Annotated in this window: 16 protein-coding genes; 11 read left to right on the forward strand and 5 right to left on the reverse strand. The window is 72.5% G+C overall.

Annotation, left to right across the window (positions count from 1 at the left end):
• Window position 1: 1 nt before the first annotated feature.
• A complete protein-coding gene (locus tag FB462_RS02365; protein WP_141859910.1) occupies window positions 2-850 on the reverse strand; it encodes a hypothetical protein in 849 nt (282 codons plus the stop codon).
• A gap of 141 nt (window positions 851-991) precedes the next feature.
• On the opposite strand from FB462_RS02365, the gene FB462_RS02370 reads away from it, so the two are divergent.
• Window positions 992-1,657: a pentapeptide repeat-containing protein gene (locus FB462_RS02370; RefSeq protein ID WP_114850720.1), complete on the forward strand. Its 666-nt coding sequence runs from the start codon at window positions 992-994 to the stop codon at window positions 1,655-1,657.
• A 165-nt stretch (window positions 1,658-1,822) separates the two neighbouring features.
• Here FB462_RS02370 and FB462_RS02375 read toward each other — a convergent pair whose 3' ends face one another.
• The gene (locus FB462_RS02375; protein WP_141859912.1) at window positions 1,823-2,797 is read right to left on the reverse strand and encodes an NAD(P)/FAD-dependent oxidoreductase; all 975 of its coding nucleotides are present in this window, start codon (window positions 2,795-2,797) and stop codon (window positions 1,823-1,825) included.
• 58 nt (window positions 2,798-2,855) lie between these two features.
• Here FB462_RS02375 and FB462_RS02380 point away from each other — a divergent pair, with 58 nt between their 5' ends.
• Entirely contained in the window at window positions 2,856-3,482 is a 627-nt protein-coding gene (locus FB462_RS02380) for a helix-turn-helix domain-containing protein (protein ID WP_373286875.1), read from the forward strand.
• Window positions 3,483-3,541: 59 nt separating this feature from the next.
• Here the strand turns inward: FB462_RS02380 and FB462_RS02385 are convergent, their stop codons facing one another.
• Both FB462_RS02385 and FB462_RS02390 read right to left on the reverse strand, forming a co-directional pair.
• Window positions 3,542-4,225, reverse strand: coding sequence for a hypothetical protein (locus tag FB462_RS02385; RefSeq protein ID WP_141859917.1), 684 nt, complete (start codon window positions 4,223-4,225; stop codon window positions 3,542-3,544).
• Between the two features lie 136 nt (window positions 4,226-4,361).
• Window positions 4,362-5,348 carry a LacI family DNA-binding transcriptional regulator gene (locus FB462_RS02390; protein ID WP_141859919.1) on the reverse strand — a complete coding sequence of 329 codons (987 nt, stop codon included), beginning with the start codon at window positions 5,346-5,348 and terminating at the stop codon, window positions 4,362-4,364.
• Between the two features lie 103 nt (window positions 5,349-5,451).
• Between FB462_RS02390 and FB462_RS02395 the strand changes: the two genes are divergently transcribed.
• From FB462_RS02395 to FB462_RS02410, 4 genes are read left to right on the forward strand one after another with little or no spacing between them, the layout of a single operon-like run.
• A complete protein-coding gene (locus tag FB462_RS02395) occupies window positions 5,452-6,708 on the forward strand; it encodes an extracellular solute-binding protein (RefSeq protein WP_141859921.1) in 1,257 nt (418 codons plus the stop codon).
• Window positions 6,709-6,713: 5 nt separating this feature from the next.
• On the forward strand, window positions 6,714-7,754 hold the full coding sequence (locus FB462_RS02400; protein ID WP_114850725.1) for a carbohydrate ABC transporter permease: 1,041 nt from the start codon (window positions 6,714-6,716) through the stop codon (window positions 7,752-7,754).
• Window positions 7,751-8,671 carry a carbohydrate ABC transporter permease gene (locus FB462_RS02405; RefSeq protein ID WP_114850726.1) on the forward strand — a complete coding sequence of 307 codons (921 nt, stop codon included), beginning with the start codon at window positions 7,751-7,753 and terminating at the stop codon, window positions 8,669-8,671. Before FB462_RS02400 ends, FB462_RS02405 begins: the two co-directional genes overlap by 4 nt.
• Before the next feature lie 2 nt (window positions 8,672-8,673).
• The gene (locus tag FB462_RS02410; RefSeq protein WP_114850727.1) at window positions 8,674-10,623 is read left to right on the forward strand and encodes an amylo-alpha-1,6-glucosidase; all 1,950 of its coding nucleotides are present in this window, start codon (window positions 8,674-8,676) and stop codon (window positions 10,621-10,623) included.
• A gap of 13 nt (window positions 10,624-10,636) precedes the next feature.
• Here FB462_RS02410 and FB462_RS02415 read toward each other — a convergent pair whose 3' ends face one another.
• Entirely contained in the window at window positions 10,637-11,398 is a 762-nt protein-coding gene (locus tag FB462_RS02415) for a glycosyltransferase family 2 protein (protein ID WP_141859923.1), read from the reverse strand.
• A 165-nt stretch (window positions 11,399-11,563) separates the two neighbouring features.
• Between FB462_RS02415 and FB462_RS02420 the strand changes: the two genes are divergently transcribed.
• The 5 genes from FB462_RS02420 to FB462_RS02440 all read left to right on the forward strand — a co-directional run bounded on the left by FB462_RS02420 (window position 11,564) and on the right by FB462_RS02440 (window position 15,887).
• Entirely contained in the window at window positions 11,564-12,205 is a 642-nt protein-coding gene (locus FB462_RS02420; RefSeq protein ID WP_141859925.1) for an MBL fold metallo-hydrolase, read from the forward strand.
• Between the two features lie 65 nt (window positions 12,206-12,270).
• On the forward strand, window positions 12,271-12,951 hold the full coding sequence (locus FB462_RS02425; protein WP_141859927.1) for an HAD family hydrolase: 681 nt from the start codon (window positions 12,271-12,273) through the stop codon (window positions 12,949-12,951).
• A gap of 67 nt (window positions 12,952-13,018) precedes the next feature.
• Window positions 13,019-13,501: a GNAT family N-acetyltransferase gene (locus FB462_RS02430; RefSeq protein WP_229666920.1), complete on the forward strand. Its 483-nt coding sequence runs from the start codon at window positions 13,019-13,021 to the stop codon at window positions 13,499-13,501.
• 68 nt (window positions 13,502-13,569) lie between these two features.
• Window positions 13,570-14,193, forward strand: coding sequence for a TetR/AcrR family transcriptional regulator (locus FB462_RS17475; RefSeq protein WP_208738880.1), 624 nt, complete (start codon window positions 13,570-13,572; stop codon window positions 14,191-14,193).
• A complete protein-coding gene (locus FB462_RS02440; protein ID WP_141859930.1) occupies window positions 14,190-15,887 on the forward strand; it encodes an MDR family MFS transporter in 1,698 nt (565 codons plus the stop codon). Before FB462_RS17475 ends, FB462_RS02440 begins: the two co-directional genes overlap by 4 nt.
• The last annotated feature ends 138 nt before the right edge of the window (window positions 15,888-16,025 follow it).

The following is a 16,025-nucleotide window of genomic DNA, read 5'->3' on the forward strand; positions in this document are numbered from 1 at the left end:
CTCACCGGACCTGGACGTTCCGGCAGCCGAAGTCGATGGTGCTCGACCCCCAGTACGGATCACTCGCTGTCAGACACAGGCGGTGCGTCCCGGCGCTCATCGCGACCGTCCCGGCGAAGCCGCGGTTCCCGCTGACGTGCAGGGCACGGTTCACGTCCGCGCGTCGAACGGTGGTCGTGAAGCGGTCCGTGTAGACGCCGTCGACCTGGGCCGTCACGGTCATCGGGTCGGCCAGCCGCTCGAGTTCCACGACCCAGCCCGCGACCTGGACCCCACCGGACACCGGCAGCACCCGGTCGAGGTTGCCGCGCACGGGGACCAGCGTCGTGCCGCTGTACCGCGCGTTCCATGGCGCGTCGGGATCGGACTTCCCGCGCACGACGGTGAACCCCCAACCCGTGAACCCGGACATGGACGAGGCGAAGTGCTGGCGGGCGGTCGTCGTCATGGTGACGCTCTGGCCGGGACGCAGCGCGCCGGTCACGCAGGTGCCGGTCCGCTTCTGGGTGGACAACGAGCAGGTGCCGCTCGTCGACGTCACCTTCGCCTGGTCCCACGCCGACAGGATCGCCGCGTCCGGCGGGTTCGACCCCTGGTTGTACTGGAACGCCATCGTGACCGGTCCGGCGGTGGCACGGGTCCCGGTGTTCGTCACCGTGAACGACCACGTGGCGGTGTTGCCGTACGCGACCTCCGTCGAGGTCGCCGTGTCCACCTGCAGTCCGGCAGGGTCGTCGGCAGCCCACGCCGGGGTCCCGGTCACCACTCCGCCGACGAGTCCTGCGAGGACGACGAACACGGCGATGCGTGGCGCTGACCGACGGCTGATCGCCTGCTCTCCAGTTGTCATCTGCCGAAGCTACTGCCCGACGTGCTCGCCGGACCGGAGTCCCGTGTACCCCGCGGGGCCGCGTGCTCGAGCGTCGCACCGGACCGGCACAGCGTCGATCCGGCCTGACGCGGCGTCGGCCCGGACCGGCAGACTGAGCGCATGGCACGTTCGACCGGCACCGACGCCCCGCGGATCACCCTGACCGAGCCGACCGACCTGCAGGACTGGTCACCGGCACCCGGCGACCTGCTCACCGGCGACCGGATCGAGGCGAAGCGCATCGCGATGCTCGACGTCGCCGGGGAGCGGCTGCCCGACCTCGAGCTCGAGGAGTGTGTCGTCGGGACCCTCCGCGCCGACGGCACCGATCTGCGCGGCCTGCGCGTCCGCGACTCGGTCGTCGAGACGCTCGACGCCCCGGTGTTCCGCGCCTCGAGCAGCGCCTGGCGCGAGGTCCGGGTCGCCGGCGGCCGGGTCGGGTCGGCCGACCTGTACGACGCGACGCTGAACGGGGTCGAGTTCGTCGGCATGAAGCTCGGGTTCGTGAACCTCCGCGGGTCGACGCTCACCGACGTGGTGTTCCGCGATTGCGTGCTCGACGAACTCGACATCGCCGACGCCCGACTGCTCCGCGTGTCCTTCGAGGGCACACGCATCCGCTCCGCCGAGGGTTCGAACACCCGCATCGACCACGTCGACCTGCGGGCCGCCGACCTGGACCGGGTGGAGCGGCTCGAGGGGTTCCGCGGGGCGACGATCGGTGCCGACCAGCTGTTCGCCCTCGCGCCGCTCCTGGCCGCGCAGGCTGGTTATCGCGTGGACTGACGCGCGCCGCCGGCCACCCCCGCCAGTCGGCCGCCGCCGGCTCGCCCGGTCCGCTGGCGGGCGGGGAGTTCATGCGCTGAGCGACACCTCACGGGCCGCGGACGGCGTGAACTGTCGCTCAGCCCGAAACCTCCGCGCTCAGCCAGCGGCCGCAGCGGCCCCGGCTCACACTCCCGCCGCCACCCCCGCCAGCGCCGCCGCCAGGTCCGCCTGCACCAGGTCGCCGTGCACCGCCGCCCCCGCCTGCGTCCCCGCCGCGGCCGACGCGATCACGGTCGCCATCGGGGCCGTCACGTTGCCCGCCGCGTACACCCCGCGCACGCCGGTCTGCCCCGCGGCGTCGACCACGAGCGCGCTCCCGAACCGGGAGCCGCCCACGACGACGTCCTCCGCCACCAGGCCCAGCCCGGCCAGGACGTCGACGCGGGCCTCGGCGGTGCTGGCGGCGGCGAGGGCGTCGAGCGGGACGACCTCGCCCGACCCCGTCTCCACCCCGGTCAGCACGTCGCCCGAAGACACCACGCGGGCAACCGGACCCGTGATCACCCCGATGCCACGAGCCGTGAGACCTGCCATGGCGGTGTCGTCGACGAGCGCCGGGTCGGTCACGAACGCCGTCACCCGGTCGCTCAACGCCCGGAACATGAGCGCGTGGTGCACCCCGTTCGGTGTCGTCACCAGGATCCCGATGCGCTGGTCGCGGATCTCCCACCCGTGGCAGAACGGGCAGTGCACGACCCCGCGCCCCCACTGCTCGGCGAGCCCCGGGACCTCCGGCAGCACGTCGACGGCGCCGGAGGCGACGACGAGTCGCCGCGCGGTGACGACCGCGCCGGAGTCGAGCGTGACCGAGAAAGCGACCGGGTCGGTCCCGTCACCGTCCGTGGCGGACGTGGCCACGATCCTCCCGGCCGTGACCTGCACGCCGTAGGCGGCGACCTCCTGACGTCCGATGCGGGTCAACTCGGCGGGGGCGACCCCCTCGCGCCCGAGGTAGTTGTGCGCACCGGCCGCGGGCGCGTTGCGGGGCTCACCCGCGTCGACGACGAGGACGGAGCGACGGGACCGCCCCAGGATCAGGGCTGCGGACAGGCCGGCGGCCGAGCCGCCGATGACGATGACGTCGAAGTGATCGGACATGACCACAGCGTGCGGCGCGCTCGACCGGATCAGCAACGAATCTTGCCGGTCTGGCAACATGGTCGGCATGGCACACGGCCGGGAGGATCGGATCACCCCACGCACGACGGCCCAGGTCGTCGACGCGGTGGGTCCGCGCCTGCGCGCGCTCCGCGAACGGCGTGACGTCACGCTCGCGGCGCTCGCCGCGGAGACCGGCATCTCGGTGTCGACGCTCTCGCGGCTGGAGTCCGGCCAGCGGCGACCGACCCTCGAACTGCTGCTGCCGCTGGCCCGGGCGTACCAGGTGCCGCTCGACGACCTCGTCGGGGCGCCGCAGACGGGGGATCCGCGCGTCCACCTGCGCCCCGAGCGGCACGGCGGGCGGGTGGTGATCCCGCTCACGAAGCGGACCGGGGGCGTGCGCTCGTTCAAGCAGCTCATCCCGCCGGAACCCGCGAACAGCGATCGGACACTGAAGACCCACGAGGGCTACGAGTGGTTCTACGTCCTGTCCGGGCGGCTGCGGCTGCTGCTCGGTGACCGGGAGTTCGACCTGGGGCCCGGCGAGGTCGTCGAGTTCGACACGCACACGCCGCACTGGGTGGGCAACACCACGGACGAGGTCACCGAGGTGCTCTGCCTGTACGGGCCCCAGGGCGAGCGGGCGCACGTGCGGTCGCGACCGGCGGCCCGGGCGGACTGAGCCGGGCGCTTCGCTCGCCGGGCGGATCAGCCGGCCGGCGGGGCAGCCGGTCGGTGGGGTCAGCCGAAGACGTGCGCCGTCACGTCGTCGAGCAGGCCGTCCGTCGGGGTGTTCGACTGGCTGATGCGGATGCCGATGTCGCCGCGGGTGAAGTACGTGTCGCCGTCGATGACCGGGTACTGCGAGTTCTGCGAGACCTTCTGGCAGCGGTACCCCTCGGCGACGTGTGCGCAGTCGTAGCCCTTCGCGGGCAGCGCCTGCAGTGCACCGAACGCGCGGGACGAGTCGACCACCACCACGTCGATCACCAGGTTCGTGATGTCCGCCCGTGGATCCCGCCAGACGCACGACAGGTGCTTGCCGTCGGCCTGCAGGACCGGCGTGAAGGCGTCCTTCGGGCGGGACCACGAGTCGCCGACGACCTTCGGGTCGTTCAGCGGAGCCTCGGCGAACTTCCACTTGCCGGCCGTGATCAGGTCGGAGCACTCGGACGGCACCGTGCCGCCGTCGTAGTCGACGCCGGGGACCGGGGTGATGGTGGACGTCGGCCGCGGGGTGCTCGACGGAGTCTGCGAAGCCGTGGCGTTCGGGGTGCTCGTCGACGACGGCGTGGTCGACGTCGTCGGCGTGGACGAGGCCGTCGGCGTGGTCACGACGTTCGGTCCCTCGGTGCAGGCGCTCAGGACGAGCGCGGCGCCGATCCCGATCGTCGCGAGCAGTGTCGTGGTGCGTGCGGTGCGCATGGGGTCCCCCGGTCTCGGCGGCTCGGACGGACCCGTGCCGCGGTGGTGCCGACGCTACCGACGGTGCTGGGCCGGCGAGGGTGCCGGTACCGAACCGTAGCCGGTCCGAGACGGGATCGTGACCGCGGGGTCCGGGTCAGGGGCGCCAGACGACCGTCGGTTCGAGCAGACGGTGCCCGGTCGGTGCGGGCAGGACCGACCTGCCGGTGCCCATCAGCAGGTCCAGCGCCGCCGCGGCCGCGTCACCGAGGGGCTGCTCGACGCTCGAGATCCCCAGGGCCTCGGCCACCGGGGTGTCGTCGTACCCGACCACGGGGACGTCCGGGCCGAGGGCGAACCGCGCACCGAGCGCCAGCGTGTCCGAAGCGCAGACCACCGCGTCGACGGCGGCCCCGTCCGCGACCGCCCGGGTGACGACCTCGGTCGCCGCGGAGACGTCGTCCTCGCAGACGAGCTGCACCTGGTCGGGCAGGCCCGCTGCGGCGAGGGCGTCCTGCCAGCCGTGGCGCCGCTCGTCGCCCTGCCCCGAGGGGCTCGGCCACCCGAGGAACCCGATGCGTCGGTACCCCGCCTCGAGCAGGTGCGCGGTCGCGGCCCGGAGGCCGGCCCGACCGTCGACGTCCACCCACGGCAGCACCTCGGCGCGCTCGGCGGACTGCCCCCACGGGCGTCCGAACAGCACGAACGGGACGTCCCGGTCGGCGAGCCACCCGGGCCGAGGATCGCCGTGGAACGTCGAGGTGAGCACGAAGCCGTCGACGTCGGACCCCTCGACGAGCCGCTCGATGTGCGTCAGCTCGTCGTCGACGTCCCGCGCGGTGAAGAGCAGGATCCGCATGCCCCGCGCGTCCGCGTGCTCGACCAGGGCGTGCAGGAAGCGGTCGAGCACCGCGCCGGAGATGCCGTGCACGGGTTCGAGCCGGACGCCCAGGGTCGAGCTCTGCCGGGTCCGCAGCCGCCGTGCCGAGGCGTGCGGGCGGTACCCGAGGGTCTCGATCGCCGAGCGCACCCGGTCCAGGGTGTCCGGACGGACGACCTCCGGCCGGTTCAGCGCGTTCGACACGGTCTGCCGGGAGACACCGGCGACCGCGGCGACGTCGGCGACGGTGGCGGGCTGCGACATGGGGTTCACCGTAGCGCCTCGGCGGTGTATCGTGATGGCGTTTGATCGATCAAATTGAACGATCCAACGATTACTCGACGAGGAGTACCCGATGCAACGACCCATGTCACGACGCACAGCTCGCGCGCTGTCCGCAGGGGCGATCGCCCTGACCGCAGCGCTGTCCCTCTCCGCCTGCGGCTCCGGCTTCAGCGACTCCGGTTCGGACTCCGGGTCCGGGGGGCTCACCTCGAGCGACAAGTCCCTCTCCGTGCTCATCGGCTCCTCCGGCGACGCCGAGACCGCCGCGGTCACGAGCGCGGCCGCCGCCTGGTCGAAGTCCTCCGGGACCGGTGTGAGCGTCCAGGCCGCCAACAACCTCGACCAGCAGCTCGCGCAGGGGTTCGCCTCCGGCAAGCCCGCCGACGTGTTCTACGTCAGCACGTCGTCGCTCGCCGGGTACGCGGCGAACGGCTCGCTCCTGTCCTACGGCGACCAGCTGCAGGACCAGGGCGACTTCTACCCGACCCTGACGAAGTCGTTCACCGTGGACGGGAAGCTGTACTGCGCGCCGAAGGACTTCTCGACCCTGGGGCTGTTCATCAACAAGGCGGACTGGAAGGCGGCCGGACTGACCGACGCCGACGTCCCGACGACGTGGGACCAGCTGAAGACGGTGTCCGAGAAGCTCACCCGGGACGGTCGCGTCGGACTCTCGACCAGCCCGCAGGTCGAGCGCCTCGGGGCGTTCATGGCCCAGGCCGGCGGCGCCCTGACGAACGCCGACCAGACGAAGGCGACCGTCGACTCCGCCGCCAACGTCCAGGCGCTCGACTACGTGAAGGGCCTGCTCGACGACGGCTCGATGAAGTTCTCGAGCGACCTCGGCGAGAGCTGGGGCGGCGACGCGTTCGGGAAGAACAAGGCCGCGATGACCATCGAGGGCAACTGGCTCACCGGCGCGATGTCCTCGAGCTACCCGAGCGTCGACTACCAGGTCGTCGCACTGCCGAAGGGTCCGGAGGGCGCCGGCACCCTGCAGTTCACGAACTGCTGGGGCATCGCGAAGGACTCCCCGAACCAGAAGGCGGCGCTGTCGTTCGTCGAGAAGATGACGAGCACCGACCAGCAGCTCACCTTCGCGAAGGACTTCGGCGTGATGCCGAGTGTCGAGTCCGCTGCGAGCACCTGGAAGCGCGACTACCCGCAGTACGCGGCGTTCCTCGACCAGGCCGACGTCGCCCAGGGGCTGCCGAACAAGGCCGGCACGTCGGACGTGGTCGCCGACTTCGACTCGAAGCTCGGCTCCCTGCAGAAGACCGACGTGCAGACCCTGCTCGAAGGCGTCCAGAAGAACATGGCCGCTGCGCTGAAGGGCTGACCGCGATGTCCCGGAAGAACCGCCGCGAAGCCGTCTCGGGCTGGTTGTTCACCGCCCCGACGGTGATCGTCCTCGGCCTGTTCCTGCTCGTGCCCGTCCTCATGGCCGCATGGGTGAGCGTGTCGAACTGGCGCGGGGTCGGCAGTCCGTTCTCGTCCGACGTGTCCTTCGTCGGCGGCGAGAACTACGCGAAGATCCTCGGCGGGGGCGGGCTCGACGAGCAGAACTTCGGCACGGCCCTGCGGAACAACCTCTGGTACGTCGTGTTCGTCGTGCCGCTGCAGACCGCCGTCGCCCTCGGCCTGGCCGTCCTCGTGAACGGACGGGCGCTCAAGGGGCGGGGGTTCTTCCGGACCGCGTTCTACTTCCCGTCCGTCACGAGCTCGGTCGCGATCACCGTGCTCTGGCTGTTCCTGTTCTCGTCTTCCGGTGCGGTGAACACGATCATCGGGTGGATCGGGGTGCGCGGACCGAACTGGTTCAACGAGCCGACCGGCATCTTCCACCTCGGGGCGGGGCAGCCTCCGGCCTTCCTCGCCGACCACACGATGCTCGGCATCTCGTGGTGGGAGTGGACCGCGGGGCCGTCGGTCGCGATGAGCGCGTTCATCCTGCTCGCCGTGTTCACCACGAGCGGCACGTTCATGCTGCTCTTCATCGCGGCGCTGCAGAACCTGTCCGCCGACGTCGACGAGGCCGCGATGATCGACGGCGCGGGCGCCTGGACGCGCTTCTGGCGCGTGACGCTCCCGCAGCTGCGCCCGACGCTCTTCACGGTGCTCACCCTCGGGCTGATCGGGACGTGGCAGGTCTTCGACCAGATCTACACCGGCACGAAGGGCGCCCCGGCGAACACCACGCTCACCCCGGCGTACCTGTCGTACACGTCCGCGTTCCAGAGCCAGCAGTGGGGTGTCGGTGCGGCGATCGCCTTCATCCTGTTCGGGATCATCGTCGTCTTCACGCTGCTGCAGCGCTGGGCACTGCGGGACCGCCCCGTCTCACGACGGCGGATGCGCTGGATCGAACAGGGAGAGTCACGATGACCGCCGCACCCACCTCGGCACGGACGGGAGGCACGGTGCCGGACCTCCGCGCCGCCACCGTCGCACAGGCGCCCGGCCCGGGCCGGGGGCCCCGCCGCCTCACCGGTCGCGGGATCGTCCTGCTGGTCGTCGGCGTGGTCATCGCGGTCGTCTACCTGCTGCCGTTCTACGTGGCGATCGTCAACTCCTTCAAGACGGACGAGGACGCCTCGCTCCACCCGCTCGCCCTCCCCACCACCTGGACGGGCGCCGCGTTCCGGACGCTCTTCGAGAACTCCGACTTCGGCGTCTGGACGATGAACTCGGTGATCGTCGCCGTGGTCGTCACGCTCGGTCGGATCTTCTTCGACTCGCTCGCCGGCTACGCGCTCGCGCGCATCCGGTTCCCCGGACGCCAGACCGTCTTCGCGCTCATCGTCGCGGTGATGGCCGTGCCCGCCGTGGTGCTGCTCATCCCGAAGTTCCTCGTGATCAACCAGCTCGGCATGTACGACTCGTACTCGGGCATGATCATCCCGCTGCTCGTCGACGCCGCCGGGGTGTTCATCATGAAGAACTTCTTCGAGTCGATCCCGGTCAGCGTCGAGGAGCAGGCGAAGATCGACGGCGCCGGGGTGTTCCGCACCTTCTGGTCGATCGTGCTGCCGATGGCCCGCCCGGCCGTCGTGACGATCACGATCCTGTCGTTCCAGGGGTCGTGGAACGAGCTCCCGCACTTCATCGTGTCGGCGTCCTCGCCCGGACTGACGACCCTGACCAAGGGCGTCGCCTCGCTGGCCTCCGGCGCCCTGAGCGCCGGGAACCAGTTCCCGATCAAGCTCGCCGCCGCCTTCGTGATGACGATCCCCGTCGCCGTCGCGTTCTTCGTGTTCCAGCGGCGCATCATGAACACCAGCGACGGGGCGGTCAAGGAGTGACCATGACGACGACCACCACGCCGCCCGACGCCGCCGAGCAGGCCGCCCACGCGGTGCCGCGGCAACCCCTGCTCCACGACGAGGTCGTCGTGCTCGCCGCGCCGACCCAGGCGTGGTCCGACCGGCACGGCGACGTCGGCACGAACCCCGTGCACGGTTACTGGACGGGCGACCAGCGCGTCGTCTCGGCGATGACGCTGACCGTCGCCGGGTCGTCGGTGGAGCCCGTGGCGACGGTGCCGGCCGGCGCCCGCGAGGTCGTGTTCACCGGACTCCTGCGTGGGCTCGACGGCCCCGGAGCGGACCCGGACGTGCGGCTCGACCGGATCCGGACGGTCCGCGTCGACGGCGTCCACGAACGCCTGCGCATCACGGACCGGCTCGCCCCCGGGCAGCCCGCGGCCGAGCACTCCGGACACACCGGACGGACCGTGACGGTCCGGATCGTGCCGGACGCGAGCGGGATGGACGCCGTCAAGGCCGGCGCACCGCCGGTGCCGGTCCCGGCCGTGCTCGCGGCCGACGGCGGCGGGACGGACGCGGGCCGTGCCTCCTGGACGGCGGGATCGGTGTCCGTGACCCTGCGTGCCGACGGCGCCACGGTCACCACCGACGGCGACGCCGTCGTCCTGACCTGGAGCCTGCCGCACGCGCGGACCGTCGAGGTCGCGTGGGACTGCCGCGTCACGGCCCCGGACGCCGTGGCCGTCGGCGCCACCACGCCGCGGACGTTCCACGCGCCGCAGGGCGTTCAGGACGACCGGCTCCGCCGATGGCTCGACCGCGCCGTCGAGGACCTCGACGCGCTGCGGCTGCGCCGCCCGGAGGGGGAGTTCCTCGCCGCCGGGGCACCGTGGTTCTTCACGCTATTCGGGCGCGACTCGCTCTGGGCCGCCCGGTTCCTGCTGCCGGTCGACATCACGGTGGCCGGCAGCACGCTCCGGGTGCTCGCCGCGCTGCAGGGCACGCGCGACGACCCCGCCACCGCCGAGCAGCCCGGGAAGATCCCGCACGAGCTCCGGCAGGCATCGCTGCCGGTCGACAACGACGAGATCTCGCTGCCGCCGCTGTACTACGGCACCGTCGACGCGACCCCGCTGTGGATCTGCACCCTGCACGACGCCTGGCGGGCCGGCCTGCCGGAGGACCAGGTCCGGGCGCTCCTGCCCGCCCTCGGGCGCGCCCTGGCGTGGATGCGGGACTCCGGCGACGCCGACGGGGACGGCTTGCTCGAGTACGTCGACGAGTCCGGCCGCGGGCTGGCCAACCAGGGGTGGAAGGACTCCGGCGACAGTGTGCAGTGGCGCGACGGACGGCTCGCCGACGGCCCGATCGCGCTCTGCGAGGTGCAGGGGTACGCGCACGAGGCGGCCGTGCACGGCGCCGACCTGCTCGACGCGTTCGGGCTGCCGGGGGGACCGGAGTGGCGGGCGTGGGCGGCGCGCCTGGCCGACCGCTTCCGTGCGACGTTCTGGGTGACGGACGCGGTCGGGCCGCACCCGGCGATCGCCCTCGACGCCCGGAAGCACGCCGTCGACTCGGCGACGAGCAACATCGGCCACCTGCTCGGCACGGGACTCCTGGACGAGCGCGAGGAGGCCGTCGTGGCCGCCCGGGTCGTCGCACCGGACATGGCGAGCGGCTTCGGTCTGCGGACCCTGTCCACGACGGCCTCGGGCTACTGGCCGCTGAGCTACCACGGCGGCTCGGTGTGGGCGCACGACACCGCGGTGGTCGTCGCCGGGCTCACCCGTTCGGGCTTCCGGGACGAGGCGCGGGCGCTCGCCGAGCAGCTGCTCGCGGCGGCGGTCGCCTTCGACTTCCGGATGCCCGAGCTGCACGCGGGAGACGCCGCCGCCGAGGTGTCCCGACCGGCGCCCTACCCGGCGGCGTGCCGACCTCAGGCGTGGAGTGCGGCGGCGGTGTTCCCGGTGTGGGTCGCGCTGCGGTGAGGGCGTCGGGCGCTCAGCGCTGCGCCCACGCGCTCCGCAGCCGCGCCCGCAGTGCGACCCGGAAGCGACGGGCCCAGCGCCGGGGCGGGTTCGCCCGGCGGCCGTTGACCCGGAAGGTGTGGAACGCGCGGCGGGTCCGGCGGACCACCGACCCGAAGCCCGAGAACGGTCGCGAGGACACCTGCACGAGCAGCCGCCGCGACGCGACCACCCGGAGCGCCGGGTCGATCGCCATCGACAGGTCGACGTCGTCGTGCACCTCGGGGTCGTCGCGGTGCACGCGGGAGCGCGCGGCGGTCCACGTCGCGCGGTGCATCGCGGTCGCGGAGCCGAACAGCGGCGGTCGCCCGAGCGCCGCCCACATCAGCACGAAGTACGGGCGCATGTAGAGCACGTCCCACACCTGCTGGACGAGCACGCTGCCGTCGTGCGGCCGGCCGGGCCCGGTGACCGCGACGACGCCGGGACGGCCGAGCAGCCGGAGCGCCTCGGCGATCCAGCGGGGCGGCGGCACCGAGTCCGCGTCGAGCCGGACGAGGACGTCGCCGGTCGCCGCGTCGTAGCCCCGCGCCGACGCCCGGGCGATGCCGCGCTCGGGTTCGACGAGCACGCGGGCGCCGGCGGCACGGGCCACCGCGGCGCTGTCGTCCCGGCTGCCGTTGTCCACGACGATCACCTCGGCGGCGGGATGGCTCTGCGCGGCGAGCGCCTGCAGGCAGCGCTGCAGCAGGAGGGCGTCGTCGAGCACGGGGACGACGACGGAGACACGCTGCACCCCTGTGATCCTGCCGGAGGCGCGCTGGACGCACGCGCGGTCGGACGGAAGGATCGTGGCGGCGCCGCCACGATCCTCCCGTCCGTCCACCGGCCTCGTCGGGACTGAGCGTGCCCTCAGCCCGTCTCGGGACGACCGTCCGCGCGACGGGCGTTGACTGGGGGCATGCAGTTGACGAAGTACAACCACGCCACGGTCGTCCTCGAGCGGGACGGCGCCACCCTCGTCGTCGACCCCGGTGCGTTCACCTCGGAGGCCGCCGACCTCGTCCGTTCGGCCACGGCCGTGCTCGTCACCCACGAGCACTTCGACCACCTCGACGTCGACGCCGTCCGCGCCGGACTCGAGGCGAACCCGGACCTGGTCGTCCGCGGCCCGCAGCCCGTCGTCGACCAGCTCGGCGCACACGACGGACGCGTCGGAGCGGTCGCCGCGGGCGACGCCTTCACGGTCGGCCCCTTCGCGGTCCGGGTCTTCGGCGAGCAGCACGCCGTGATCCACCCGGACGTGCCGGTCATCCCGAACGTCGGCTACCTGGTCGACGACGCCGTGTTCCACCCGGGCGACTCGTACCTGGTCCCCGGTGTGCCGGTGCCGACCCTGCTCATGCCGACGAGCGGGCCGTGGACGCACATGGCCGAGGCGGTCGACTACGTCCGCGCGGTCGCGCCGGAGCGGATCGTGCAGATCCACGAGGCGATGCTCAGCGACCTCGGCCAGCAGTCCACCGCGCGGTTCCTCGGGCCGGAGGTGCTCGGCAGCGTCCCGGTGACGATCCTGCCCGCGGGGGAGAGCATCACGGTCTGAGCCGCGCCGGTCCCGGTCGCGTCGGGCTGAGTCGCCGCTCCCGGTCGGGGGTGCACGCTGGACGGATGGCTGATGCTCGCTCGACCGCGGTCCTGTTCGACATCGACGGGACCCTCGCCGACTCCAACTACGCGCACGTCGACGCCTGGTGGCGGGCGTTCCGCGCGGCGGGGGAGTCCGTCGACGCGTGGCGCATCCACCGCGCCATCGGGATGGACTCCGGGCGGCTGCTCGACGAGCTGCTCCCGGAGGCCGGCGACGACGTCCGCGACCAGGCGGAGCAGTTCCACACGGCGTACTACGCCGAGCACGTGCCGCAGCTCCGCCTGCTGCCGGGGGCCCGCGAGCTGCTCGAGGAGGTCGCCCGCCGCGGACACGCCGTCGTCCTCGCGACGAGCGCGCCCGAGCACGAGCTGGCCGCGCTGCGGGAGCTGCTCGACGCGGCCGCGTGGGTGACCGCCGAGACGAGCTCGGAGGACGTCGACGAGGCGAAGCCCGCGCCCGGCATCGTGCAGGTGGCGCTCGACAGGGTCGGGGTCGACGCGGAGCACGCCGTGATGGTCGGCGACGCGATGTGGGACGTCGAGGCGTCGGGGAAGGTCGGGCTGCCGTGCGTCGCGGTGATGACCGGTGGCATCGGCGGCGACGAGCTCCGGCGAGCGGGAGCGGCGGCCGTGTACGACGACGCCGCGGCGGTGCTGCGGGCGCTCCGCGACGGCGAGGGGCCGATCGCCGCGCTGGCCTGAGCGGGCGGATGCTGGTGCGGCGGTCGCCGGGCCGCCGCGGATCCCGCCCGTGGGAGGATGGTCGATCGTGATCACGATCGAGCGCGTCGCCTGGGAGGACCCGCGTGGTGTGGCCCTCCGCGCCACCATGGACGAGGAGATGCACGAGCGCTACGGCGCCGGGCACCGGGACGAGGACCCCGCCTTCACCGCCGAGCGCGACCGCGTGCTGACGGTCGACCCGGCCACCGTGATCACCTCGCTCCTCGCCGTCGACGAGGACGGCACGCCCCTCGGGCACATCGCGGTCCGGTGGCTCGGTGACGAGGTCGAGCTGAAGCGCCTCATCGTCCTCGCCGCCGCCCGGGGCAAGGGTGCCGCGACCGCCCTGCTGTCCGAGGGTGAGCAGGTCGCGCGCGAGGCCGGTGCCGCTCGGGTCATCCTGCAGACCGGGGACAAGCAGCCCGAGGCCGTCGCGCTCTACCGGAAGACCGGCTGGCAGCAGATCGACGTGTACGAGCCCTACGCCGCCACGATGCCCTGGTCCTACTGCTTCGCGAAGGCGCTGTGACCGGGCGGTAGCCCAGCTGTCCCCGGCCTTTCGTTGCACTTTCAGTAGCAGAGTGCAATTCTTGCTCGGTGAGCACCACCGAACGCACCCGCGCGCTGCGCCGACGCATGGTCGTCGAAGCACGCCGGGCGACCATCGAGCACGGGCTGCACGGCTTCACGATCGAGCAGCTCTGCGAGACGGTCGGGGTCTCCCGTCGCACGTTCTTCAACCACTTCGCGTCGAAGGACGACGCCGTGCTCGGCATCGAGCAGGGCGCGATGGAGGAGCTCCTCGCGGCGTACGCGTCCCGGTCCCTGATCCCGACCGAGGTCGACCCGCTCGGGTCGATCGTCGCGCTCGCGATCGAGCAGATGCACGTCGTCGGGCTCGACCGTGCCGACGAGGCCCTGGTCCGCCGCGTGTTCGAGCGGGAGCCGGTGATGGTGGCGAAGTTCCTCGCCGCCGCCGACGTCCAGCTCGCCGCGGTCGGTCGGGCCGTCCGGCAGCGGTTCGGCTGGACCGACCCGGGCGACCGGCGCGCCCAGCTCGTCGCCGAGGCCGCCGCGGGCCTCCTCAAGGTCACCGCCGGCACCTACTTCGACGACGCGTTCGACGAGTCCACGGGCCCGACGTTCGACGCGTTGCTCACCGAGAACCTCCGCCAGTTCAGGGCGGCCGTCACCACCACCGGACAGGACCACACCGCATGAGCGCGACCGCGCAGGGCACGAAGCGTGCCCGACCCGGATCCGACGGGCCGCTGCTGCTGACGCAGCGCCGCATCTGGATCATCTTCTCCGCCCTGATCGCCGGGATGCTGCTGTCGAGCCTCGACCAGACCATCGTCTCCACGGCGATGCCGACCATCGTCGGGGAGCTCGGCGGCGTCGCGCACCAGGCCTGGCTGACGACGGGTTACCTGCTCGCCTCGACCATCGTGATGCCGATCTACGGCAAGTTCGGCGACGTCCTCGGCCGCCGCAACCTGTTCCTCGTCGCGATCGCGCTGTTCACGATCGCGTCGGCCGGGTGCGCCTTCGCGGGCGACTTCACGCAGCTCGTGGTGTTCCGCGCGATGCAGGGCCTGGGCGGCGGCGGGCTGATGATCCTGTCGCAGGCGATCATCGCCGACATCGTGCCGGCCTCGGAGCGCGGCAAGTACCTCGGGCCGCTCGGTGCGATCTTCGGGCTCTCGGCGATCGGCGGCCCGCTGCTCGGCGGCTTCTTCGTCGACCACCTCACGTGGAACTGGGCGTTCTACATCAACATCCCCGTCGGCATCGCCGCGTTCTTCGTCGCCTGGTTCGCGCTGACCCTGCCGACCAAGAAGGCCGAGAAGAAGATCGACGTCCTCGGCGTCGTGCTCATGTCCGCCGCGACGACCTGCCTGGTGTTCTTCTCGGAGTTCGGCGGCAGCAAGGACCACGGGTGGGACGCCCTCGAGACGTGGGCCTGGTTCGCCGGCCTCGTGGTGGCGGCCGCGCTGCTCGTCCTCGTCGAGTCGCGCGTCGAGGACCCGGTGCTCCCGATGTCGTTCTTCCGCAACCGCACGTTCCTGCTCGCGACCGGCATCGGCCTCGTGCTCGGGATCGGCATGTTCGCCGCGATCGGCTTCGTGCCGACGTTCCTGCAGATGGCGTCGGGCACCTCGGCCGCGGTCTCCGGCCTGCTCATGCTGCCGATGATGGTCGGCCTGATCGGGACCTCGATCGCGTCCGGCAACCTCATCACGAAGACCGGCCGCTACCGGCTGTTCCCGATCGCGGGCACGGTGCTCGTCGCCCTCGCGATGCTCGCCATGACGCAGCTCGCCGCGGACACCCCGATCTGGCTGATCTGCACGTACCTGTTCGTGTTCGGCGCGGGCCTCGGCCTGATCATGCAGGTCGTCGTCCTCGTCGCACAGAACGCCGTCCCCGCCGAGCAGGTCGGCACCGCGACCTCGACGAACAACTACTTCCGCGAGGTCGGCGCCTCCCTCGGCACGGCCGTCTTCGGTGCGCTGTTCACCGCCCGGCTCACCACGTCGCTCACCGACGTCTTCCGGGGTGCCGGGGGTTCGGCGACCGACGCGGCGTCCTCGGCCGGGAGCATCGACCCGGCCACGGTCGCGAAGCTGCCCGAGGCCGTGCAGGACGGCATCGTGAACGCCTACGCCGACTCCCTGGCGCCGGTGTTCTGGTACCTGCTGCCGTTCATCGCGATCGCGTTCCTGCTCGCGCTGTTCCTGCCGCAGATCACGCTGTCCGACACGGCCGGCATGGTGGCCCGCGGTGAGGCCGTCGGCGGCGCCGAGGCCGACGAGCTCGAGCGGGCCCAGCGGGCCGGCCGGGCGGCGGGTGTGGAGTCGAACGTGGATGCCGACACCGGCGCGGACTCCGCCGGGTCACCGAGACGCCGTTGAGTCACCGAGACGCCCCCGTTCCCGGCGGCGTCTCGCCGTTCCGGGGGCGTCCCGCCCTGACGGGGCCGTCTCGCGCCGGTCGCGGGGCCGGCACCCCACCGGACGGGAGGCGCGTGGCGGGCCCGCACCGCGCCTCCC

Origin of the sequence: Curtobacterium citreum, assembly GCF_006715175.1 — a bacterium.
Classification (GTDB): domain Bacteria; phylum Actinomycetota; class Actinomycetes; order Actinomycetales; family Microbacteriaceae; genus Curtobacterium; species Curtobacterium citreum.